This is a genomic window from Hominilimicola fabiformis, assembly GCF_020687385.1.
Lineage (GTDB): Bacteria > Bacillota > Clostridia > UBA1381 > UBA1381 > Hominilimicola > Hominilimicola fabiformis.
The window spans coordinates 105,218-129,451 of sequence record NZ_JAJEQM010000007.1; the positions used below are offsets into that span (position 1 = coordinate 105,218).

Sequence of the window (24,234 nt, forward strand, 5' to 3'; positions counted from 1 at the left end):
ATCTTTTATAACTTTATAAATATCTTCATCTAAACATATTGCATTGAAGTAAACCGTAGTCGCCTTGAGTGTAAAATAGGCGTTTTTTATCAAAACCAGCTTTCTGAAAACAATGGTCCACGTTAGTGGTAATAACAAAATAATCTTTACCGTTTACTAAACTCAAAATCATATCATATAAATTATTCGGTATATCCATATAGCGGTTGATGTAGATGTATCTGCTCCAATACGCCCAGTATTCTTCAAGTGTTTCAAACGGGTAAAATCCGCCCGAATACATATCTGTAAAGCCGTATTTCTGCTTAAAATCAGAAAAATATTTTTCAAAGCGTTCGCCCGCATAAGTAAAACCTGCCGCAGTTGAAAGTCCTGCACCCGCACCGATTACAACAGCATCGGCTTTATCAAGTTTTTCTTTCAAATGAATTATCTCATTTGAGTAATTTTTCGTAGATTTTTTTGTCGGTATCCTTAAAAACATTAAAAATCACCCTTTCCAATTCAGAATGTTTCAAATAGTCTTTCACTGTTTCAACGGCTATTTGTGCGGCAATATCATTTGGGAAATGAAATTCACCTGTTGATATACAACAAAAAGCTATTGATTTTACACCGTTAGCTTCAGCCAACTCAAGACAAGAACGGTAACAACTTGCTAAAAGTTTGCGGTGTTCATCGGTAAGATGTCCGTATACAATAGGACCGACCGTATGAAGAATGTAATCACAAGGCAAGTTGTATGCTTTTGTTATCTTCGCAGCACCGGTCTGTTCCTTGTGACCTTGTAGCTTCATAATGCGATTACATTCCAATCTAAGCTGAACACCCGAAAACGTATGAATTGCATTATCAATACACTTGTGTCAAGGCACAAAGCAACCGAGCATTGCACTGTTTGCGGCATTTACTATTGCACCGCATTTTAATGTTGTTATATCACCTTGCCAAAGGTATAATTTGTTCGATATTGCTTGTAAATCATATGCGTCGGTTATGTTAATTTCCGTCAATCGTTCTTGCAAATAATCATCTTGTAGCTTTATAAATTCGTTACTAATTTGTTTCGGTTCTCTGACGTTTACAAGAGAACGGAATAAATTAAATTTTTCTTCGGAATCTTTTGGGATAACTATATTGCTATATCTGTTGTCCTCACTTATCAGATGATTAATAAGAAAATCAAGTCTTTCATTCTGTGTCATATTACCACCTCTGAAATGATTATAACGTGTTTTTGTTATTATAACAAGTAGGTACTTTTAAGTAACTATCAAAAAAGTCTTTACCGTATGGCAAAGATTTTTTGAATTTACTGTGCTTTATAGAATTTTAATTTAACAAGACCATTGTAAATTTTTGTACCCATAGGAAGCTGTTTGATTTCGTCTTCTGAAAGAATTTTTAGCATAAACACCGTAAAGAAATATACAACCGCCGCAATCGCTATTGCAATTACAGTGGAAATCAAATTACCTATAAATCCAGATGGGCATACAAGCATTGAAAGCTTATAAACACCGACTGCAACAATGCCCATAACAACACCTGCTATAATCGGTTTTACGATATATTTCATAGGCTTGATGTTAAGTTTGCAGTTCTTTGCAAGAACAACAAAGCATATTGCACATGATATGAACTGACAAGCAATAGAGCTTATTGCCGCACCGTAAATATTGATTGACGGTATTCTTATAAGTACAATATTTAATACAATTTTCGCTATACATCCAAACAACAAGCTGATTGCAGGGACATAAACTTTTCCAAGACCTTGAAGCGAGCCTGTCATAGTTTGTGCAAGTGCCGCAAATATAAGCGATACCGAAACAAGCTGTAAAAGCTCAAAACCGCTCGAAGTGCTGAAATACAATATTTTATAAATCGGCTCAGCAAGAGTTATCAAACCTATTGCGCAAGGCAAGATAATTAATATTGAAATAAGCAATGAATAGTTTATCTTTGAAGAGGCCTCTTTATAATCTTTTACCGCCAACGCACCTGCGATTGACGGAACAAGAACTGTTGCAAAAGCGAAGTTTACCGCCAAAGGCATATTGTAAAGTGTATCACTCTTTGATAGAAGTCCCGATAATCTTGCAATTTCCTGATTAAGTTGCTCGGCGGTCGGATTTATAATATCGCCGACGTTGCCATGTGCCGGAATTAATGCTGCAAATGCAACTTCAATACCACGACTTATTGTTGCTGTGTCGATAACTCTGTTTATAGCTGTAATGATAGAGCCAAGTGAAATCGGAATACTTATCATAAGAATACTCATCATAAGATGTCTGCCTGAAATCTTAATTGTTTCGCCTTTTGATTCTTCAATATGCTCCTTGATACCGCTTTTACGTTTACAATAGAAGTATACTAAGTAAAGCATACTAAGCGCAGTTGCAACAGATGTTGCAAAGTTAGCCCAAGATGCCATAATTGCAGGTGCAAGACCGATTGAAAGGTATACAAACACAATAGTAAGTGTACATTTTAAAATCTGTTCAAGTACCTGTGAATTACTTGTTGCTTTCATATTCTTCATACCTGTGAAATATCCTCTGATTACGGAAGATACACAAACGAAGAACAGTGACGGTGCAAGCGCACGCATTACATATTGAGAGCCGTCAATTTTAATTATATGCTGTGCAAAAATATCCGCACCAAAGAACAGAACCGCAGTCGTTACAAGACCTATTATTGAGAACAGCAATAAAGCCGTTTTGAAAATCTTATGTGCACCTTTGTAATCGTCAAGTGCTACACGTTCGGAAACCATTTTTGAAATTGCATTAGGTATTCCGACAGATGAAATTGCAAGCAGTAGGGTATAAATCTGAAATCCTACATTATAAAATCCCAGTCCCTCGTCACCGAAACCGTCAATGTTTGTTATTACAATTCTGTAAACCATACCAAGAACTTTTACAAGCACTTGTGAAATAAGAATTATAGTAACATTATTCATAAACGATTGAGTGTTTTCTTTGTTTTGTTTACTCATTATATTCCTCCTAATTTAATGTTCACATTGTCATATTATAAAACTAAATACGGATTTAATCAAGTATTGTCATAAAAAAATAAAGTAATTGTATAGAAATAAGTCAAAAATCGGCATTTTGACTTGACACAAAGCTGATATAAGGGTAAAATATAATAAGTATGTAAATTTATATGGAGGAATAGACATGGATACAATGCAAGGTTTAAAACGTACTCACTATTGCGGAGATGTTGAAGGAATCGGCAATGAAGTTGTAGTAGGCGGTTATGTACAAAAAGTAAGAGATTTGGGAAATCTTATTTTTATAGATTTAAGGGACAGAACAGGTATAGTTCAGCTTGCTTTTGATGATTCGACAGACAGAGAAATATTTGAAAAAGCGTCTGATTGCCACAGCGAATATGTACTTATGGCAAAAGGTGTTGTTCGTGAAAGAGAAAGCAAGAATACAGCAATTAAAACAGGTAATATTGAAATTGACGTAAAAGATTTGAGAGTGTTGGCAAAGGCTCAGACACCTCCTTTTGAAATTGTTGACGATACTAACGTAAACGAAGAATTAAGATTGAAATATCGTTATCTTGACCTTAGAAGAAAGGTTTTACAGGATAACTTGATTATGAGAAGTAAGATTGCAAAAGTTGCAAGAGATTATTATTATGAAAACGGCTTTATAGAAATCGAAACACCGATGATGATTAAGTCAACTCCTGAGGGTGCAAGAGATTACCTTGTTCCGTCAAGAGTACATCACGGAAAGTTTTACGCGCTTCCGCAGTCACCTCAAATGTACAAGCAACTTTTGATGATTGCAGGATTTGACAGATATATTCAGCTTGCAAGATGCTTCAGAGATGAAGACTTAAGAGCAGACAGACAGCCGGAATTTACGCAAATTGACCTTGAAATGTCATTCGTTGATGTTGAGGATATTCTTGAAATGAACGAAGGCTTTATACAAAGATTGTTTAAGGAAGTTCTTGATGTTGACGTAGAATTACCGCTTCCAAGACTTACTTATAAAGACGCTATGGAACGTTACGGTTCAGATAAGCCTGATACTCGTTTCGGTATGGAAATATGCGATATTTCAGAACTTGTTAAGAATTGCGGTTTCGGCGTGTTTACTTCGGCTATCGAAAACGGCGGCTCGGTAAGAGCAATCGTTGCAAAAGACGCGGCAAAGACGCTTACAAGAAAAGAAATTGACAAGCTTACAGAATACGTTAAGGGAATAGGCGCAAAAGGTCTTGCATTTGTTCGTTGGGTTGATGATGAACCGACTTGTGCATTTGCAAAATTCTTGGGCGAAGGTGAACTTGACGCAATATTAAATAAAGTAGGTGCTCAAAAGGGTGACGTTGTACTTATCGTTGCAGATAAGAATAAAGTAACACTTCCTGTACTCGGCGCACTTAGATTAAAGGTTGCAAAGCAACTTGATATAATTCCTGAAGGATTTAACTTCCTTTGGATTACTGAATTCCCATTCTTTGAATATGACGAAGATACAGATTCTTGGCTTGCTATGCACCATCCGTTTACAATGCCTATGGACGAGTGTATTCAATATCTTGATACTGATCCGGGTAAAGTTACGGCTAAGGCATATGACCTTGTCCTTAACGGTACAGAGCTTTCAAGCGGTTCAATCAGAATTACAGATTATGAACTTCAACAAAAAATGTTCCAGGCACTTGGGCTTTCTGATGAAGAAATCGAGGCTAAATTCGGTTTCCTTGTAGAGGCATATAAATACGGTGCCGCACCTCACGGCGGTATGGGGATCGGTCTTGACAGACTTGCAATGATTATGACAGGTAACGACAGTCTAAGAGATGTAACTGCATTCCCTAAGGTACAAAATGCGTCAGAACTTATGTCGGGAGCTCCTAATGTTGTTGACGAAGAACAATTACAGGAACTTTCGATAAGCATAATACCTGAAAAGAAAGAAAATTAATAATGTTTTCATAATAATTTAATAACGTTATTGTATAATAACCTTAAAATAGGAGCCGAATTTTCAGCTTCTAAGACTGTTGGCAAATTGTCCGGAACGTGCAGAAGTATTATTCAAATTTGTATGATTTAATTTATCAAAAAAATAGCAGGCAAGCCTATATTGATAGGCTTGCCTATGCACTTTTTGAAAAAATAAACTCTACCGTACAAATGTACGCTGACGAGTTCGTTTTTTTAAAATTCGATCTGATTTCTCGGCAGTCTGCAAATTAATCTGTGAAACGGAGAGTTTTAAGTGATTACTATTTCAAACTTAACAAAAAAATACGGCGATAAATATGCACTCGACAATATTAGTTTTAATGTAAAAAAGGGTGAAGTTCTTGGATTTTTAGGTCCTAACGGTGCGGGAAAATCAACAACTATGAATATTATCACCGGATATATTTCATATACAGACGGCTCTGTTAATATTGACGGCTATGATATTTTAGAAAATCCTATTGAAGTGAAAAAGAAAATAGGATACTTGCCTGAAATACCACCCCTTTATCTTGATATGGTAGTGTGGGATTATCTTGAATTTGTATATGAATTGAAGAAAATCAAGACCGAGGATGAAAAGAGTCATATACAGCAAGTTATTGATATGGTGAAGATTGATAATGTTAAAAACAGAAAAATTGCCAATTTGTCAAAAGGCTATCGTCAAAGAGTGGGACTTGCAGGTGCTTTAATCGGTGATCCCGAAATTCTTATACTTGACGAACCGACAGTTGGTCTTGATCCTAAGCAGATTATCGAAATAAGAAATGTTATTAAGGAACTCGGAAAAGAAAAGACTGTAATTTTAAGTTCGCATATATTAAGCGAAATAAGTGCAGTCTGTGACAGAGTAATTATTATAAATAAAGGCAAATTTGTTGCAGAAGATACACCGAAAAATCTTTCGGATAAGCTTGGTGATAATAAAAAAATGTTGTTCAGAATATCAGGCGATAGGAAAAAAGCCGAAAATATCCTAAATTCATTTGACGGCATATCAAATGTAACCTGTGTTTCATCTGAAAATGATTCGTATGATTTTGAATTTGATAACGCAATGGCGGCAGAAGAAAAGAAAAAAATGTTCTTTGCATTCGCGGAAAATGAAATACCGATATTAATGCAAAAAGAAATCGAGCCGTCTTTGGAGGATATATTCTTAAAACTTACTGACAATACGTCAGAAAAGGAGGAAAATACAAATGAAAGCGATATTTAACAGAGAATTCAATTCGTATTTTACATCAATGCTCGGTTATGTATTTTTAACTATTTTTCTTCTTTTAACAGGAGTAATGTTCTATGTTGTAAATATCAGATTTATGACTGCAAGAATGACTAATTTCTTTTCAATCGTCAATAACTGGGCGTTGTTCTTGTTGCCGTTATTGACAATGAGATTGTTCTCAGAGGACAGAAAGCAAAAGACAGACCAATTATTACTGACCGCACCTATATCTACAAAAGAAATAGTTTTCGGTAAGTATCTTGCGGCATTTGGAATATTTATGGTAGGTGTGCTTATAACACTTATTTATCCTGTTATATTAGCGTTTACGGGTAATTTGCCGATTGCGGAAACAATAAGCTGTTATGTCGGCTTTATACTGCTATGTTCGGCAATACTTGCTATCGGTGCGTTTATGTCATCTATTACGGAAAGTCAGATTGTCGCTGCAGTTGCCACTTACGGTGTATTGATTTTTACATTGCTTTTAGGCTCGGTTGCGTCAAACGTTTCAAACGAAATAATTGTAAAAATTCTTTTGTGGTTATCGCCTGTACAAAGATTTTCGGATTTTACTCTCGGAATCCTTAACTTTGAACCGATAATTTATTATTTAAGCATCACCGGTCTGTTCTTATTCTTTACCGTTATGGTATTTGAAAGACGCAGAATGAGATAGGAGGATATGTAATGAATAACGTAAAAAAATATAAATTTGTATCTTCCGTTGCTATTGCAATAGCGGTTGTTTTGGTTATTGTTGTAAACGTATTTGTCAGCGTGCTTAACAACAAATTACCTTTAAAAATCGACCTTACGTCAAATAAAATGTACGAACTTTCAGATAAAACAAAAGAGTATCTTAAAAATTATGATACTCCTGTTGATATATATATTCTTGCCGGTGAATCGGAACAAGACGGAAATATTCGTACGGTGCTTGATAAATATGCCGCCGCAAATAAAAATATCAATGTTACAAATATTAACATGACATCTAACCCGACTTTTGGCAAGAAATACGTTACTGACGGCAAAAGTCTGCAATCAAATTCTGTCATTGTTGACGGCGGAGATAAGTTTAAAACATATACTATGACTGAATTGTACGGGGTAAATGCACAAACAGGACAGTATACATCACTTAATGTTGAAAATAAAATAACTTCGGCATTAAAGTATGTATCAAGCGAAACACAACAAAAGGCATACCTAATAAAAGGACATAATGAGATAGCTGTTGACGGTGCAAAAACTAAACTTGAATCAGAAAACTTTGAAGTCGGAGAAGTTAATACATTGACCGATGATATACCGTCAGACGCAAATATGTTGATTGTTGCAAAACCGACGGCCGATTTTTCAAAAGAAGAAATCACAAAACTTGATTCTTATTTGCAAAAAGGCGGTAATATACAAGTTTATCTTGATGTCGATTCAAAAAATCTTACTAACTTGTATGACTATCTAAAATCATCATGGGGCATAGGTGTAAGCGATAACCTTGTAATTGAAACAGACACATCAAAATCCGTTTCGTTGAGCGGAAGTTCGATGAGTCTTGTCGTGCCGAATGTAAAATCATATGAATTTACCGACAGTATAATAGACAATCAAAGAACTTTGGCATATTTCCCATATTCAAGATTGATAACTCAAGAATTTGAATCAAATGGCGATATATCTGTTACACCTGTTTTGACAAGTTCAGAAAAAGCATACACGACTTCAAATTATGAAAATGTTTCAAAAGTAGGCGGCGAGCAGGACGGTGAATATCCGGTCAGCGAACTTTCGGTAGATGCCAAACACGCCTCATCGGTTTATGTATCGGGAAATACTATGCTTTTAACCATAGACGAAACAACACTTACAAATAATTACGGACTTGCAAACTATGATTATTTTATGAATTTGACCAACTTTATGATAGGTAACGAAGAAAGCTTTACTGTAGATGAAAAAACACTTGTAAACAATGTTATTACATTATCTGATTTAGGTCAAAAAATTATTTTTGCATTTGTTGTAATTATAATACCGATTACCGTATTAATAATCGGACTTGTAATTTGGATAAAAAGGAGAAATCTATGAGTAAAACAACGAAAAGCATAATTATAGCCGCGTCAGTGATTATAGTGCTTATTGTCGGAACGATTGTTATAAGTAATATTGACACGTCAAAAGATAATAATGTTGATACAACCGATGATTTATACAGTATCTATTCAGCTGATACAACCGATATTTTATCTGTAAAGGCAGAGAGTGAAAACGGTACAATTACGGTAAAAAGTATAGGCGATTCGGAATGGTCCGTAAATGATATGGATGCGTCTGAAATAGATTCTTCAAAAGCCGGTGCGCTTGTCGGTACAATTTCAACATTGTCATCAAAAAACAAGATTGAAGAAAATCCGGTTGATTTATCACAATACGGACTTGACAATCCGCAAGTCACTGTTACAGTTGAAAAGAAAAACGGTCAGATTGATAAAATGATTATCGGCGATTTGAGTCCGACACTCGGAGAATATTTTGTGATGAAAGACGGCGATAATACTGTCTATACAATGTATGATTTTAAAGTTGATACTTTAAAAAAGCCTATCAGCTATTATAAAGAATTCAATCGTTTCAACATTAATATTGACAATATTAATGACATTAAAATTGTCCGCAGTGATGAAACTATTGAAATCAGAATATTAAGCAATATAAATAACAACACAAATAATGTATGGGAAATGGTACAGCCGTATCAGAGTGGTGCCAATGATGACTATATCGATAACAAAATACTTGCTCCTATAGAGGAAATTTCACTTACTACACCGATTGAAAATGCTGACGGCGGTTTCAGTGAAAAGTCGCCTGTTTTAATGATAACCGTTAAGCCTTACGACAATTCAACAGGCAAATACGGCGAAGAATATACCGAAACACTTACAATAGGTCGCACAGAAGGTGATATGACTTATGTAAAATATAAGGAACAGGTATTTAAAGTTTCATCGGACATTATATCTTTTGCGAATGACTCGTCATACAACATTGTAAGTAAATTGCAGGCACTTGTTGATATTTCGGAAGTTAAGAGTGTAACGGTAGAGTATAACGGAGCAGAACATACGATTGACATAACTCATAACGATTCGGATATGACTTTTGTGCTTGACGGTCAAAAGGTTGATACAAAGATAACACAAGCAATATACAAGAGCATTGTCGGTTTGGCGGTTGACGGAGTATATAAAGACGAAACACTCGGCGATACCGTTATGAAAATAAAATATAAAGGTATCAAGAGCAGTTCTGATACAGAAATCGAATTTAAGAGTATTGATGATTTGTACTGTGCTTTAATCCGCAACGGTAAAACAGAATTTACAATCAAGAAAAGTAAGCTTAATGAATTTATGGATTTATTCAATACTTATGTTGAAAATCCGGAAAAGCAAGGAGATTAATTATGGAGAATTTATGGAATGACGTGATTCCTTATTGGAACGAAGAATTTATAGAGGCTGATGAAACAGCGGCAAGAAAACCGACTATAACGGCATATCCTGCAAATTCAAAAGGTGCTGTTATTATTTTTCCGGGTGGTGGCTATGTAATAAGAGCCGACCACGAAGGTACTGCATATGCTAAGTGGTTGCAGTCAATCGGTCTTACTGCATTTGTGGTTGAATACAGAGTTGCACCGTACAAGCACCCGGCTGAGATAAGCGACGCAATGCGTGCGGTTAAATATGTCAGATACTATGCGGATAAGTATGGCATTGATAAAGATAAAATTGCCGTTATGGGTTCAAGTGCCGGCGGACATTTGGCAGCGTCGGTTTCGGTTCATTACGATAAAAAAATGTATGAAGATACAGATGAAATAGATAAAGAAAGCTGTAAGCCTGATGCGACAATTTTGTGTTACCCTGTAATAGATATGTTCGAATACAGACATGACGGTTCAAGAAAAAACTTGATAGGTGAAAGAGCATTACATTCTGATAAAGAGCTTATGTCGCTTTATAAACACGTCACACCTAATACACCGCCTACATTTATATGGCATACATCATCAGACCAGGCAGTACCGGTAGAAAATTCTTTGATGTACGCCGACGCACTAAGCAAAGTGCAAGTTTCGTATGAAATGCACATATACCCAATCGGTTCTCACGGCTTGGGCTTGGCAGACAGTATACCGCACGTTGCACAGTGGAAAGATTCTCTTGAAAAATGGATAAAACTTAATGATTTAATTTAAGTAACTAATGTCACAATAAGTCAGTATCGGCTTGTTGTGACATTTTTTTATATGTGTAAAATGTCAAAATACAAAAAAATACATTTAAAAAGACTATACAAAACGAAATGAGTGTGATATAATAAATGTTATATAATTAACAAGGGGTTTAGAGGACATGAGTGAAAATGAAAAGAAAGTTCCTACGGTCGTAGTTAAACGTCTGCCACGCTATTACAGATATTTGGGCGAACTTTTAAAGCAGGATATAAAGCGTATTTCCTCAAATGCACTTAGCGTAAAAATGAACGTGACTGCATCACAAATCAGACAGGATTTTAACTATTTCGGCGGTTTCGGTCAGCAGGGATACGGCTATAATGTCGAACATCTTTATAACGAAATCGGTGACATATTAGGACTTAATGACGGAGATACTACTGTTATAGTCGGAGCCGGTAATCTCGGCAGAGCATTGGCAAGTCACGATACGTTTGAAAAAAGAGGCTTTAAACTTGTAGGCATTTTTGATAATGACATTAATATAATTGGTACAAAAATCAATGGTATAGAAGTTATGTCAATAGATAAGCTTGAGGAATTTTTGAATTCGCATAGAGTTGACATCGGAATTCTTACCGTACCGAAAGCGGCAGTAATGGAAACGGCTGAAAAATTAGTTAATTGCGGAGTTAAAGGTCTTATGAACTTTTCGTATACCGAACTTAAATTCGATAAGGACGTAGCGGTGGAAAACGTTCACCTTTCAGATCCGCTTATGACATTGTCATACAAAATCAAGCAAAATCAGAATTAAGGTGTTATAATTATGAGAGTTATCGCATTTGTAGGTCCGAGTGGAACAGGAAAGAGTTACAGAAGTGTTATGGTTTCGCAACAATACGGAGCTGACGCTATAATTGATGACGGCTTGCTTATTTCTCATGGAAAAGTTATAGCCGGCACATCTGCCAAAAAAGAACCGACAAAAATTGCGTCTGTTAAACACGCACTTTTTATGAATCCGTCGCAGGTAAATGAAATAAAAAAAGTTCTTAAAAGGAATAAGATTAAGTGCCTTATGATTTTGGGTACATCTGACGGAATGGTAAATAAAATTGCTAAAAATATCGGTGTTCATGAGGTTGAACAAATTATAAGAATAGAGGATGTTGCAACACCCGAAGAAATGAATATGGCACTTAGAATGCGTACAGTTGAAGGGAAACACGTTATTCCTGTTCCGACATTTGAAATAAAGAAGGAATTTTCAGGATATTTCTTGCATCCGTTAAGAAGATTTCAAAAAAATCTTGATTCGGAAATAACAACCGCCGAGGCTGATAAATCAATTGTCAGACCCACATTCAGTTATATGGGTGACTATATTATCTCAGATAACGTTATAAATTCAATAGCAATACATGAGGCACAAAAGATCAATGGACTAATTAAGGTGCAAAATATAAACCTAAGAAAAACAGGACACGGTGTACATATAGATATGACAGTCATTTTACAATATGGCTGTGATATTTTTTCTGTATGTAAAAATATTCAGCTTGCAGTCAGAAATAATGTTGAACAATATACGTCGATAAATGCAAGAAGAATAAATATACTTGTTAAAAATCTAAGGAAATAACCAGTAAGAAGGGGAGCTGTATGGATAAATTTGAACTTGTTTCTGAATTTAAACCACAAGGAGATCAGCCGCAGGCAATTCAAACACTTGTTGACGGAATAAAAAAAGGCGAGAAATGCCAAACTTTGCTCGGTGTAACAGGTTCGGGAAAAACTTTCACTATGGCAAATGTCATTGCACAAGTGAACAAACCTACCATTGTACTTGCTCATAATAAAACCCTTGCCGCACAGCTTTGCAGTGAATTTAAAGAATTTTTTCCAAATAACTGTGTTGAATTTTTCGTGTCGTATTACGATTATTATCAACCAGAGGCATATATTCCGCAAACCGATACGTTTATCGAGAAAAATTCACTGACCAATGATGAAATAGATAAACTACGTCACAGTGCCACATTTGCTTTGCTTGAAAGAAAGGACGTTATAATCGTAGCAAGTGTATCTTGCATATACGGTTTGGGCGATCCTGAAGATTATAAAAATCTTATGCTTTCTTTGCGTGTAGGAATGGTAAAAGACAGAGATGAGCTTCTAAAAAAACTTGTTTCAATGCAATATGAAAGAAATGATATTAACTTTGTCAGAAACAAGTTTCGCGTCAGAGGTGACGTGGTGGAAATATTTCCGTCCAATAACGGTGAAAACGCTATTCGTGTCGAGTTTTTCGGCGACGAAATAGAACGTATTTGCGAAGTAAACGTAGTTACAGGTGAAATTGTAGGTGTAAGGCAACACGCAGTTATATCTCCGGCCTCTCACTATGTTACAACCAACGAAAAAATGATTGCGGCACTTGCAGGAATAGAGGCTGAAATGCGTGAACAGGTTAAGTATTTCAAAGAACGTGATTTACTTATCGAGGCACAAAGAATTGAACAGCGTACAATGTACGATATAGAAATGATGCAGGAAATAGGATTTTGTCAAGGTATAGAAAACTATTCAAGACATATAAGCGGTCGTGCTCCGGGAAGTGCACCGTATACGTTGCTTGACTATTTTCCTGACGATTATCTTATGATTATAGACGAGTCACACGTTACAATACCGCAGGTGCGTGCGATGTATAACGGTGACAGAGCCAGAAAGGAAACGCTTATTAAATATGGTTTCCGTTTGCCGAGTGCGGCTGATAACAGACCTTTGAAATTTGAAGAATTTGAAGATAGATTAAATCAGGTAATATTCACAAGCGCGACACCGTCAGATTATGAAAAAGAACATTCAACGGTTGTTGCGGAACAGGTTATCAGACCGACAGGACTTCTTGACCCTAAAATAACAATTAAACCTACCGAAAATCAAATTGATGACCTTATCGGTGAAATTAATAAGCGTACCGAACAAGGTTTTAGAACGCTTGTGACAACGCTTACAAAACGTATGGCGGAGGATTTGACCGATTATCTTACCGGTGTAGGTATTAAAGTTCGTTATATGCACTCCGATATATCGACAATCGAACGTGCGGAAATTATCAAAGATTTGCGTATGGGTGAATTTGATGTACTTGTCGGAATTAACCTTTTAAGAGAAGGACTTGATATACCCGAAGTTGCACTTGTTGCGATACTTGACGCGGATAAAGAAGGTTTCTTAAGAAGTGAAATGTCACTTATTCAGACTATCGGTCGTGCCGCGCGTAACAGTGAGGGACAAGTTATTATGTATGCCGATACGGTTACAAAATCAATGAAAAAGGCGATTGACGAAACAGACAGACGTCGAGGTATTCAGCAGAAGTTTAATGAAGAACACGGCATAATACCAAAGACAATTAAGAAAGACATCAGAGATATTATAGAATCATTAAAGCCTATTGAGGACGATACCGAAACCGCAGAAGAAAATATCATAAATTACGAAAAGACCATTGCCGAGCTTCAGGCTAAGATGATTAAAGCGGCTGAAAATCTTGAATTTGAAGAAGCCGCGGCTTTGCGTGACAGAATACGAAAATTAGAAAAAGAAATGAGTGAATAAAATGGATTATGAGCTTAAAAATAAGCTTGTTAAGATAATTTCAAAAAATATTCTCACTCCTGTTATATATATGATTGAAAACGATAATCTACTTGATTTTATATGTTTTTGTGATAGAAATATAAAAATGCAGGAAATATATAATGTAGAACAGCAAATAAAAGAGGTTACAAACAAAAATGTTGAGATAATCGACATTCGTGAATTCGGCGAATCGGAAAGAATTGAAGTGATAAATCAAGCGACTTTAATTTATTCCGAACATCCGCTGATCGAAAAAATATTTGCTCAATCAATGATGGAAGATTTTAAAATTGCTATGGATGAAAGAAAGGACGTTCAGCAGAGATATAAAGAATGCGGAACGTGCTATTTACAGTAAAACAGAGGTAAATCAATGGAAAAGGATATTATAATTAAAGGTGCAAGAGAGCATAATCTTAAAAATATCGATGTAAAAATACCACGAGAAAAGCTTGTCGTACTTACGGGGCTTTCGGGCTCCGGTAAATCATCTTTGGCGTTTGATACAATTTATGCAGAGGGACAAAGAAGATACGTAGAGTCACTGTCGTCATATGCAAGAATGTTTCTCGGTCAAATGGAAAAGCCAGATGTAGATTATATTGACGGTTTGTCGCCTGCAATCAGCATCGACCAAAAAACAACATCAAAAAATCCACGTTCAACAGTCGGTACAGTTACCGAAATATACGATTATTTAAGACTTTTGTATGCCCGAATCGGTATACCGCATTGCCCTAAATGCGGTAAAGAGGTTCAAAGACAGAGTATAGACCAAATTGTTGACAAAGTTATGTCATTGGGCGAAGGTACAAAAATTCAAATTCTTGCGCCTGTTATACGCGGTAAAAAAGGTGAGCAAAAAAAAGTATTTGAAAATGCAAGAAAAAGCGGATATGTGCGTGTAAAGGCCGACGGTGAACAATATGATTTAAGTGAGCCGATAGAGTTAAAGAAAACGCAAAAGCACAACATAGAAATTATCATAGACAGATTGATTATTCGTGAAAATATTGTTCAGAGACTTACCGATTCACTTGAAACAGCCATTGCATTGACAGGTGATGTTGTGCTTGTCGAGGTTATCGGCGGAGAGATTATGTCTTTCAGTCAGAATTTTGCGTGTGATGATTGCGGTATCAGTTTGCAGGAGCTTACTCCGAGATTGTTTTCTTTCAATAATCCATACGGTGCGTGTGATAATTGTGACGGTTTGGGTGCGTTGTCTAAAATCGACCCCGACCTTGTTATAGCAGACGAAAATTTAAGTATAATAAACGGTGCTATTTCAGCGACAGGCTGGGCAAATGCAAATAAAAAAGATTCGATGGCTTATATGTATTTTACAGCCCTTGCAGATTACTACGGATTTGATGTAAATACACCGTATAAAGATTTGCCGAAAGATATACAAAACATTATTCTTTACGGAACAGGCGATACAAACATTCCTATGAATTATGAACGCAGTTACGGCAGCGGTAAATACAGTGCACCGTTTGAAGGCGTTATAACAAACCTTGAAAGACGTTATAATGCCAACACATACGATTATGTAAAGAACGACATTGAACGTTACGTCAATGACGTAACTTGTCCGAAATGTCACGGTGCAAGACTTAATGATGAAGTGCTTGCGGTTACAATTAACGGAGTTAATATATATGAATTTACAACTATGTCTATCCAAAAAGAAATGGATTTTGTAAATTCATTGGAGCTTACCGACCGTGAAAAAATGATTGGCGAACAGATTTTGAAAGAAATCAAGGCAAGACTTAAATTCTTGCTTGACGTAGGTCTTGATTATCTTTCATTGTCACGTTCGGCAGGGACTTTGTCGGGCGGTGAGGCACAGAGAATACGTCTTGCAACTCAAATAGGCTCGGGACTTATGGGAGTGTTGTATATTCTTGACGAGCCGAGTATCGGACTTCATCAACGTGACAATGACAGACTTATCGAAACACTTAAACATCTTCGTGATTTGGGTAATACGGTAATCGTTGTTGAACACGACACCGATACAATGTATGCCGCAGATTATATTGTTGACATCGGTCCGGGAGCAGGTGTAAACGGCGGTGAACTCGTAGGAGAGGGTACCGTTGAAGATTTGATTAAATCACCTCGTTCAATAACGGGTAAATATCTTAGCGGTGAACTTAAAATTGAAGTACCTAAGGAACGCAGAAAACCGACGGGTTGGATTGAAGTGCGTGGTGCAAAAGAAAATAATCTTAAAAACATCAATGTAAAAATACCGACAGGTGTTATGACTTGTGTCACAGGTGTTTCGGGTTCGGGTAAGTCGTCATTGGTAAATGAAATACTTTACAAAAAACTTGCTCACGTTTTAAATCGTGCAAGAACTCATGCCGGCGCACATAAAGAGATAAAGGGCATAGAACAGCTTGACAAAATCATTGATATAAACCAGTCACCGATTGGAAGAACACCACGTTCAAATCCGGCAACATATACAAATGTTTTCGGTGATATTCGTGAAGTCTTTGCATCTACAAATGAGGCAAAAGTGCGTGGTTATAAATCAGGACGTTTTAGCTTTAACGTAAAAGGCGGACGTTGTGAAGCTTGTAGCGGTGACGGTATAAAGAAGATAGAAATGCACTTCCTGGCGGATATATTTGTTCCTTGCGAGGTATGTAAGGGTAAGAGATATAACAGAGAAACTCTTGAAGTTAAATACAAGGGCAAAAATATTTATGAAGTGCTTGAAATGACGGTTGATGAGGGTGTTGAATTTTTTGGAAACATTCCGAAGATAAAGAGAAAACTTGAAACTTTACAGGAAGTCGGTCTTGGATATATCAAACTCGGTCAAAGCTCAACAACTTTGTCAGGCGGTGAAGCACAACGTGTTAAACTTGCAACGGAGCTTTCAAAGAGAAGTACAGGGAAGACGATTTATATTCTTGACGAGCCTACAACAGGACTTCATACTGCTGACGTTCACAAACTTACGGAAGTGCTTGATAAACTTGTTGAGGGTGGTAATACCGTTGTTGTAATCGAACATAACCTTGACGTTATAAAAACCGCAGACTATATCATTGATATGGGACCTGAGGGCGGCGATAACGGCGGTACCGTGATTGCGTCAGGTACACCTGAGCATGTTGCAAAAGTCGAAAAATCTTATACCGGAAAATATTTAAAGAAAATGCTCGAATAAAACCTTGACAAAATAAAAAAAGAGTGTTAGAATAATTTTAAAGCGTAGATGAAGACAGTAGCATTAAGCAAAAGTCACAAGAGAGAGAACGTCATGGGCTGTAAGCGTTCTTTGATGGGCTTGATGTGAATACCACTTCGGAGCTGCGGACTGAACAATTTATATTAAGTAAGTTTTGCCGTATTCCTTACGAAACAAGGACGAACTAAGTGACAGCATTATATGCTGTAATTAGGGTGGAACCGTGTATATTTATGCACCCCTAAGGTATGGATATTATCCGTACTTTAGGGGTGTTTTTAGTTTATAAAAAGAAAGGACTAATAAAAATGGAAATGAATGAACTACAAACACTAAGACATTCAGCCTCGCATATGCTTGCACAGGCTGTAAAAAGACTTTATCCGGATACAAAACTTGCTATCGGTCCGGCTATTGATGACGGTTTTTACTATGATTTTGATACGGAGCATACTTTCACCCCTGAGGATTTAGAAGCTCTTGAAAAAGAAATGAAAAAAATCGCTAAAGAAAACCTTAAGATCGAAAGATTTGAATTGCCGAGAGCAGAGGCTCTTGAATTAATGAAAGATGAGCCATACAAAGTTGAATTGATTAACGATTTACCTGAAGATGCTACAATTTCTTTCTATAAGCAAGGCGATTTTGTTGACCTATGTGCAGGACCTCACGTAAATTACACAAGCAAGGTTAAAGCATACAAACTTCTAAGTGCAACAGGCGCATATTGGAGAGGTAATGAGAAAAACAAGATGTTACAACGTATTTACGGTACTGCTTTCCTAAATAAAGCCGACCTTGAGGCACATCTTGAACAGCTTGAAGAGGCAAAAAAACGTGACCATAATAAGCTTGGACGTGAACTTGAATTGTTTACAACAGTTGATTATATCGGTCAAGGTCTTCCTATTATGCTTCCAAAGGGTGCAAGAGTAATTCAATTACTTCAAAGATGGGTTGAAGATGAAGAACAAAAGCGTGGTTGGCAGCTTACAAAGACACCTCTAATGGCAAAGAGCGACTTGTATAAAATTTCAGGTCACTGGGATCACTATAAAGAAGGTATGTTCGTACTTGGCGATGAAGAAAAGGATAAGGAAGTATTTGCACTTCGTCCGATGACTTGTCCGTTCCAGTATCAAGCGTTTTTAAACAGAGGTCGTTCATACAGAGATTTGCCTATGAGACTTAATGAAACATCGACACTTTTCAGAAATGAGGCGTCGGGTGAAATGCACGGACTAATCCGTGTACGTCAGTTCACAATTTCAGAGGGACACTTGATGTGTACACCTGAACAGCTTGAAGAAGAATTTAAGGGTTGTCTTGAACTTACAAACTATATGCTTACAACTCTTGGATTAATTGAAGACGTTTCATATCGTTTCTCGCAATGGGATCCTGACGACAGAGAAAAGTATATCGGTACAGAAGAACAGTGGAACGAAGCACAAGATACGATGGAGAAAATCTTGAAAGATCTTAACATTGATTATAAAGTCGGTGTCGGTGAGGCTGCATTCTACGGCCCGAAACTTGATATTCAAATTAAGAATGTACACGGTAAGGAAGATACTCTTGTAACAATCCAAATCGACCAAATGCTTGCCGAAAAATTCGGTATGGAATACGTTGATAAAGACGGTACTAAGAAAAATCCGTATATTATTCACAGGACATCAATCGGTTGTTACGAAAGAACACTTGCACTTCTTATCGAAAAGTATGCAGGTGCATTCCCGGTATGGCTTGCTCCTGTACAAATCAAGCTTTTGCCTATTGCGGACAGACATCTGGATTATGTATATGAAATTAAGAAACAGCTTGAGGCAAACGGTATTTTGCGTGTAGAAGTTGATGACAGAAGTGAAAAACTTGGTTATAAACTTCGTGAGGCACAGCTTGAAAAAGTACCTTATATGCTTGTTGTCGGTGATAAGGATATTGAAAATAACACTGTATCTGTTCGTTCAAGAAAAGAGGGCGACAAGGGTGCTATGGCAATAGATGAATTTATCAAAGCAGTTAAAGAAGAAATCGACACAAAGAGAATATAATTGTTAATGTAACGTAAATTTGCTCCCCGACATACTATACAGTGTCGGGGAGGGATTTATATGAGGCTTGGACTTTCACGAACAAGAAACAGAAGTTTAAAAGGTGTAGGAATATTTTTTACACTGTTTTTTTTGATTTTTCTTATATGGCTTATATTCACAAAATTGCAACCGTCTTTTATCGAATATGCAAAGGTGTATTCAAATAACATTGCAAATGAGGTTGTAAACAGTGCAGTAGATGATGTATTTGTTAAAGAAGAATACCAAAGCCTTGCAAAAATTATGGAGAATTCCTCCGAAAATATAAAGGCAATCGAAACGGATACCGCAAAGATCAATCGCTTAAAATCGGCAATAATACAGTCAATGCAGAAAAATATTGATTCACATAAAAGCGATACGGTATATGTACCGCTCGGAAGCTGCAGTAATTTATATTTTCTTGCCGGACTCGGTCCTAAAGTGCCGATACGAATATATCCGGTCAGTATTGTAAATGCTGATTTTAAAGAGAGTTTTGACTCTGTCGGTATTAATCAGGTAAAGCATAAATTGTATTTAGACGTATCTATGAAAATGTCATTCGTGGGAATGATGTTTGCACAATCCGACACTGTGGAAACATCAGTGCTTTTAAATGAAACGATTATTGTAGGTGACACACCGACTTATTACGGAAATGGTGGAATGACTGCATCAGTCGAATAGAAAGGAATTTTATTAATGAACGATATTGAAAAACGTATTGAAGAATTGACAAATGAACTTAATTATCATAACCACAAGTATTATGTTGATGATGCTCCCGAAATTTCTGATTTTGCGTTTGATAAAATGCTTGTAGAACTTGAACAGCTTGAAGAAAAATATCCCGAATATAAAAAGAAAAATTCACCTACAGTAAGAGTAGGCGGAGAAGCTGTTAAAAGTTTTGGTGAAGTTCATCACGACGTGCCTATGTTAAGTCAGCAAAAGGCATTTTCAAAAGAAGAAATACTTGACTTTGACAGACGTGTAAGAGCCGTTGTACATGATGTAAATTACGTTGTTGAGCAGAAAATTGACGGCTTATCTGTTTCTCTTGAATATGTAGACGGTGAATTTACAAGAGGTTCGACGCGCGGTGACGGTATTAACGGTGAGGATGTTACGGAAAATCTGAAAACAATTAAGAGCATACCTCTTACCTTAAAAGACGATATACCTTTTCTTGAGGTAAGAGGAGAAGTATTTTTGTCAAGAGATAACTTTAATAAAATAAACGATATTTTAGAGGCGAGCGAACAACCGCTTTTTGCAAATCCGCGTAATGCAGCGGCAGGCTCACTAAGACAGCTTGATCCCAAAATAGCCGCAAAACGTAATCTTGACATATTTGTTTTTAATATTCAGCAAATACAAGGTAAAGAAATTTCAACACATATTGAAGGCCTTGAATTTTTGAAAGAACAGGGATTTAAAACTATTCTTGATAAAAAATCGTATTCATCTATAGAAAAGGCATATGAGAGAATATTGGAAATAGGTGAGGAGAGAGGTAACCTATATTTTGATATAGACGGTGCGGTAATTAAGGTAAATGAATTGACCGCAAGAGAAATGCTCGGAGATACCGCAAAATTCCCTCGTTGGTCTATTGCATATAAATATCCCGCCGAGAAACAGCAAACGGTTATAAGAGATATTAAAGTTCAAGTCGGAAGAACAGGTGTTCTTACACCTCTTGCAATACTTGATACAGTCCACATTGCAGGCTCAAATGTATCAAGAGCGACACTTCACAATCTTGACTTTATACGTGAAAAGGATATCAGAATAGGCGATACCGTTATTATTCAAAAGGCAGGCGATATAATTCCGGCTGTCGTTGAAGTTATAAAAGAAAATCGTGACGGCAGTGAAAAAGAATTTGAAATGCCTACACATTGTCTTGAATGCGGTGCTTTAATCGTGCGTGAAGAAGGCGAGGCGGCATATCGTTGCACAGGTGTGAATTGCCCGGCACAGCGACTTAGAAATATAATTCACTTTGTGTCTCGAAATGCAATGGACATTGACGGTCTTGGTCCGTCTATCATTGAACAAATGATAGAAAAAGATTTAATCGAAACCGCCGCCGATTTGTATTATGTAAAAGCCGAAGATATAGCCGAAATGGATAAAATGGGTGAAAAATCAGCACAAAATCTTATAAACGCTCTTGAAAAGTCAAAAACAAACCCATTATACAGACTGATAAATGCTTTCGGTATTCGTCATATAGGTGAAAAAGCTGCAAAGATTTTATCGGCAAAATATAAAACTCTTGATAATTTGAGAAATGCGTCTGTTGAAGAACTTACCGAAATAGCCGATATAGGCGGTAAAATGGCACAATCGGTTGTTGAATTTTTTATGCAAGAGCAGTCAATCGCTTTTATTGATAAGCTTGAAAAAGCGGGTGTAAACTGTATAGACGATAGTGAAGATTCTATTATCGACAGACGTTTTGAGGGTATGACATTTGTTCTGACAGGAACACTTTCTAAATATAAGCGAAGTGAGGCAGGAAAAATAATAGAAAATTACGGCGGTAAAACATCATCAAGTGTATCAAAGAAAACAACATATGTTCTTGCCGGTGAAGACGCAGGAAGTAAACTTGACAAGGCAAACAGCTTGGGTGTAACGGTTATCAGTGAAGATGAATTTGAGGAGATGATAAAATGATTGAAGAAAAAGCATTTCAAATAAAGGACGAGCTGATTTCCATACGACGTCACCTCCACAGTACTCCTGAAACTGATTTTGAAGAAATAAAAACATCTTCATTTATTCGCAGTAAACTTGACGATTACGGAATACCTTATACAACCTCAGCTAAAACAGGAACAGTTGCCTTGATTAAAGGTAAAAACAGTAACAAAACTGTACTTTTGCGTGCTGATATAGACGGATTACCTATAAAAGACGAAAGCAAATTTGAAATAAAATCGGAACGCGAAGGATATATGCACGCATGCGGACATGATATTCATGCAACGTGTCTTTTAGGTGCGGCTAAAATTTTAAACGATATTAAAGACGAGTTGAACGGAAATGTCAAACTTGTTTTCCAACCTGCTGAAGAGGGAATAGGCGGTGCATTGCCTATGATTGAGGACGGAATACTTGAAAATCCGCACGTTGACGCAGCTTTTGCACTTCACGTTGAACCGTTAGAAAAAACAGGAAATATCCAAATTAAAGACGGCTCAATTATGGCGTCACCCGACGATTTTAAAATTGTTGTCCACGGTGTCGGCGGTCACGCCTCCGCACCTGAAAAATGCGTAAATCCAGTTACTATCGGCACGGCAATTATAACGGAATTTGAAAAACTAAATGCAACTGTTCTAAAAGATAAGCCGTGTGTTATGACGGTTTGCTATTTTAACGGCGGAACTTGCAATAATGCCATTCCGCAAACTGCTGAAATTATGGGTACGGCACGTTCGCTTGACAATGAAACTCGTGAAATGCTCATAGAATTACTTGATAAAACGGCACATGAAACAGCAAAAAAGCATGGAACAACTATTGATTTTACATTCAATAAACTTTTTCCGCCTGTTGCTAATAACAGTGAAATGAATGATGTCATCAGAAACAGTGCAAAAAAGCTTACCTGCATAAACGAAGTAGTGACGCTTGATAAACCGGCAATGGCGGGTGATGATTTTTCATATTTTGGAGAAAACGTTCCGAGTGCCTATTTTAAATTAGGTGTAGGAAATGTAGAAAAAGGAGCTGTTTATCCGATACATAGTCCGAAGTTTATAGCAGACGAAGACGCTTTACCTATTGGAAGTGCGATTTTGTCACAAACCGCAGTTGATTATTTAGATACTTATAATAATTAGTTTACCATAAAAATATTATGTAAACTAAATTGCTTTTAAGAGGTTTTAAAATTGAAAAAAATAGCAATTATAGATTGCAGAGCAGATGATAAAACTGTATATACTCTTGAAAAATTAAATATCAAAGTAATTCCGACTTTAAAGATTGATAATCTGTATGACTCCGTTGCAACCCACGCAGATATTCAAATTCACTATATCGGAAATAATTGTTTTATATCTGCTCCCGAAACATATGAACATTACAAAAAATATATGCCTAAAAAGTGTACTTTAATTAAAGGACAAAACAATATAGACTCAAAATATCCGTATGACGTGTGGTATAATGCTACGGCTTTAAAAGATTATGTTATTTGTAACAAAGCATATACTGATAAAACGATTCTTGATAGTCACAATAAAGAAATTATTAACGTCAAGCAGGGGTACAGTAAATGCAATATTTGTATTGTAGACAACAATGCAATTATAACATCTGATAACGGAATAGCCAAGACAGTGGCACAAAAGGGGATAGATGTCCTAAAAATATCATCAGGTCATATTGAATTGCGAAAACTTGATTACGGCTTTATTGGTGGAGCAACGGGACTTATAGATAATAACACGCTTGCTGTAAACGGTGACATTAATTCTCACCCCGACAGTGAACAAATTAAGTTGTTTTGCCATAAATATAATGTTGATATTATTTCGCTTAAAGACGATAAATTAGTTGATATTGGAACAATTATAGTAAATATTTAAGTTAGGACTTGATTTTCACAAATAAATCTGATATAATATTCAAGAATTAAATAAAGGGAATGATGTTCTCCCTTAGTATAATACTAAAACCGCTTATTTAAGCTGATGACTTCTGCACTATTTTTTAATGCAGAAACATCAGCTTTTTCTGTATTTTATGGAGGAATAT

At 36.4% G+C, this 24,234-nt stretch carries 17 protein-coding genes, 2 pseudogenes, 1 riboswitch and 1 other annotated feature; of the genes and pseudogenes, 16 read left to right on the forward strand and 3 right to left on the reverse strand.

The window, feature by feature from the left end:
* Positions 1–37: 37 nt before the first annotated feature.
* From LKE05_RS06540 to LKE05_RS06550, 3 genes and pseudogenes are all read right to left on the reverse strand, one after another.
* Positions 38–484, reverse strand: a pseudogene (locus tag LKE05_RS06540) (SIR2 family NAD-dependent protein deacylase); the annotation flags it as partial.
* Positions 435–1,205 (reverse strand): annotated as a pseudogene (locus LKE05_RS06545) (protein-ADP-ribose hydrolase). The pseudogenes LKE05_RS06545 and LKE05_RS06540, both read right to left, overlap by 50 nt.
* Positions 1,206–1,312: 107 nt before the next feature.
* Entirely contained in the window at positions 1,313–3,010 is a 1,698-nt protein-coding gene (locus LKE05_RS06550) for a putative polysaccharide biosynthesis protein (RefSeq protein WP_308456313.1), read from the reverse strand.
* 196 nt (positions 3,011–3,206) lie between these two features.
* Here LKE05_RS06550 and aspS point away from each other — a divergent pair, with 196 nt between their 5' ends.
* From aspS to LKE05_RS06630, 16 genes are all read left to right on the forward strand, one after another.
* Positions 3,207–4,976 carry an aspartate--tRNA ligase gene (aspS, locus tag LKE05_RS06555; RefSeq protein WP_117966489.1) on the forward strand — a complete coding sequence of 590 codons (1,770 nt, stop codon included), beginning with the start codon at positions 3,207–3,209 and terminating at the stop codon, positions 4,974–4,976.
* Between the two features lie 297 nt (positions 4,977–5,273).
* Complete coding sequence (locus LKE05_RS06560) at positions 5,274–6,242, forward strand: ABC transporter ATP-binding protein (protein ID WP_308456314.1); 969 nt, start codon at positions 5,274–5,276, stop codon at positions 6,240–6,242.
* A complete protein-coding gene (locus LKE05_RS06565) occupies positions 6,226–6,930 on the forward strand; it encodes an ABC-2 transporter permease (protein WP_117966436.1) in 705 nt (234 codons plus the stop codon). The genes LKE05_RS06560 and LKE05_RS06565 overlap by 17 nt, the downstream gene beginning before the upstream one ends.
* Positions 6,931–6,941: 11 nt before the next feature.
* Positions 6,942–8,348 (forward strand): GldG family protein, encoded by a 1,407-nt coding sequence (locus LKE05_RS06570; RefSeq protein WP_117966439.1) that lies wholly within the window; start codon positions 6,942–6,944, stop codon positions 8,346–8,348.
* Positions 8,345–9,724: a DUF4340 domain-containing protein gene (locus tag LKE05_RS06575; RefSeq protein ID WP_308456315.1), complete on the forward strand. Its 1,380-nt coding sequence runs from the start codon at positions 8,345–8,347 to the stop codon at positions 9,722–9,724. Before LKE05_RS06570 ends, LKE05_RS06575 begins: the two co-directional genes overlap by 4 nt.
* 2 nt (positions 9,725–9,726) lie before the next feature.
* Positions 9,727–10,524 (forward strand): alpha/beta hydrolase, encoded by a 798-nt coding sequence (locus LKE05_RS06580; protein ID WP_308456316.1) that lies wholly within the window; start codon positions 9,727–9,729, stop codon positions 10,522–10,524.
* A gap of 157 nt (positions 10,525–10,681) precedes the next feature.
* Positions 10,682–11,320 carry a redox-sensing transcriptional repressor Rex gene (locus LKE05_RS06585; RefSeq protein ID WP_147514896.1) on the forward strand — a complete coding sequence of 213 codons (639 nt, stop codon included), beginning with the start codon at positions 10,682–10,684 and terminating at the stop codon, positions 11,318–11,320.
* A gap of 12 nt (positions 11,321–11,332) precedes the next feature.
* On the forward strand, positions 11,333–12,148 hold the full coding sequence (locus LKE05_RS06590) for an Asp23/Gls24 family envelope stress response protein (RefSeq protein ID WP_308456317.1): 816 nt from the start codon (positions 11,333–11,335) through the stop codon (positions 12,146–12,148).
* Positions 12,149–12,168: 20 nt separating this feature from the next.
* Complete coding sequence (gene uvrB, locus LKE05_RS06595) at positions 12,169–14,133, forward strand: excinuclease ABC subunit UvrB (RefSeq protein WP_022229053.1); 1,965 nt, start codon at positions 12,169–12,171, stop codon at positions 14,131–14,133.
* A gap of 1 nt (position 14,134) precedes the next feature.
* Positions 14,135–14,515, forward strand: a complete 381-nt coding sequence (locus tag LKE05_RS06600; protein ID WP_022229052.1) for a hypothetical protein — start codon at positions 14,135–14,137, stop codon at positions 14,513–14,515.
* Positions 14,516–14,530: 15 nt separating this feature from the next.
* Positions 14,531–17,353 (forward strand): excinuclease ABC subunit UvrA, encoded by a 2,823-nt coding sequence (gene uvrA, locus LKE05_RS06605; RefSeq protein ID WP_308456318.1) that lies wholly within the window; start codon positions 14,531–14,533, stop codon positions 17,351–17,353.
* Between the two features lie 36 nt (positions 17,354–17,389).
* Positions 17,390–17,620 (forward strand) — a binding site (T-box leader).
* A 62-nt stretch (positions 17,621–17,682) separates the two neighbouring features.
* Positions 17,683–19,431 carry a threonine--tRNA ligase gene (gene thrS / locus LKE05_RS06610; protein WP_022229050.1) on the forward strand — a complete coding sequence of 583 codons (1,749 nt, stop codon included), beginning with the start codon at positions 17,683–17,685 and terminating at the stop codon, positions 19,429–19,431.
* Positions 19,432–19,491: 60 nt separating this feature from the next.
* Positions 19,492–20,142, forward strand: coding sequence for a sporulation protein YunB (yunB, locus tag LKE05_RS06615; protein WP_308456319.1), 651 nt, complete (start codon positions 19,492–19,494; stop codon positions 20,140–20,142).
* Between the two features lie 15 nt (positions 20,143–20,157).
* Positions 20,158–22,143, forward strand: coding sequence for an NAD-dependent DNA ligase LigA (ligA, locus tag LKE05_RS06620; protein ID WP_147514902.1), 1,986 nt, complete (start codon positions 20,158–20,160; stop codon positions 22,141–22,143).
* A complete protein-coding gene (locus LKE05_RS06625) occupies positions 22,140–23,315 on the forward strand; it encodes a M20 metallopeptidase family protein (protein ID WP_308456320.1) in 1,176 nt (391 codons plus the stop codon). Before ligA ends, LKE05_RS06625 begins: the two co-directional genes overlap by 4 nt.
* A gap of 51 nt (positions 23,316–23,366) precedes the next feature.
* Positions 23,367–24,065 (forward strand): DUF6873 family GME fold protein, encoded by a 699-nt coding sequence (locus LKE05_RS06630; protein WP_308456321.1) that lies wholly within the window; start codon positions 23,367–23,369, stop codon positions 24,063–24,065.
* Between the two features lie 46 nt (positions 24,066–24,111).
* A riboswitch (Fluoride riboswitch) is annotated at positions 24,112–24,187 on the forward strand.
* Positions 24,188–24,234: the final 47 nt, after the last annotated feature.

Coding starts and splice junctions, on each gene's coding strand:
- LKE05_RS06550 (WP_308456313.1), bottom strand. CDS start 3,010: ATGAGTAAACAAAACAAAGAAAACACTCAATCGTTTATGAATAATGTT.
- LKE05_RS06625 (WP_308456320.1), top strand. CDS start 22,140: ATGATTGAAGAAAAAGCATTTCAAATAAAGGACGAGCTGATTTCCATA.
- LKE05_RS06590 (WP_308456317.1), top strand. CDS start 11,333: ATGAGAGTTATCGCATTTGTAGGTCCGAGTGGAACAGGAAAGAGTTAC.
- ligA (WP_147514902.1), top strand. CDS start 20,158: ATGAACGATATTGAAAAACGTATTGAAGAATTGACAAATGAACTTAAT.
- yunB (WP_308456319.1), top strand. CDS start 19,492: ATGAGGCTTGGACTTTCACGAACAAGAAACAGAAGTTTAAAAGGTGTA.
- uvrB (WP_022229053.1), top strand. CDS start 12,169: ATGGATAAATTTGAACTTGTTTCTGAATTTAAACCACAAGGAGATCAG.
- LKE05_RS06570 (WP_117966439.1), top strand. CDS start 6,942: ATGAATAACGTAAAAAAATATAAATTTGTATCTTCCGTTGCTATTGCA.
- LKE05_RS06565 (WP_117966436.1), top strand. CDS start 6,226: ATGAAAGCGATATTTAACAGAGAATTCAATTCGTATTTTACATCAATG.
- LKE05_RS06585 (WP_147514896.1), top strand. CDS start 10,682: ATGAGTGAAAATGAAAAGAAAGTTCCTACGGTCGTAGTTAAACGTCTG.
- uvrA (WP_308456318.1), top strand. CDS start 14,531: ATGGAAAAGGATATTATAATTAAAGGTGCAAGAGAGCATAATCTTAAA.
- LKE05_RS06600 (WP_022229052.1), top strand. CDS start 14,135: ATGGATTATGAGCTTAAAAATAAGCTTGTTAAGATAATTTCAAAAAAT.
- aspS (WP_117966489.1), top strand. CDS start 3,207: ATGCAAGGTTTAAAACGTACTCACTATTGCGGAGATGTTGAAGGAATC.
- LKE05_RS06580 (WP_308456316.1), top strand. CDS start 9,727: ATGGAGAATTTATGGAATGACGTGATTCCTTATTGGAACGAAGAATTT.
- thrS (WP_022229050.1), top strand. CDS start 17,683: ATGGAAATGAATGAACTACAAACACTAAGACATTCAGCCTCGCATATG.
- LKE05_RS06575 (WP_308456315.1), top strand. CDS start 8,345: ATGAGTAAAACAACGAAAAGCATAATTATAGCCGCGTCAGTGATTATA.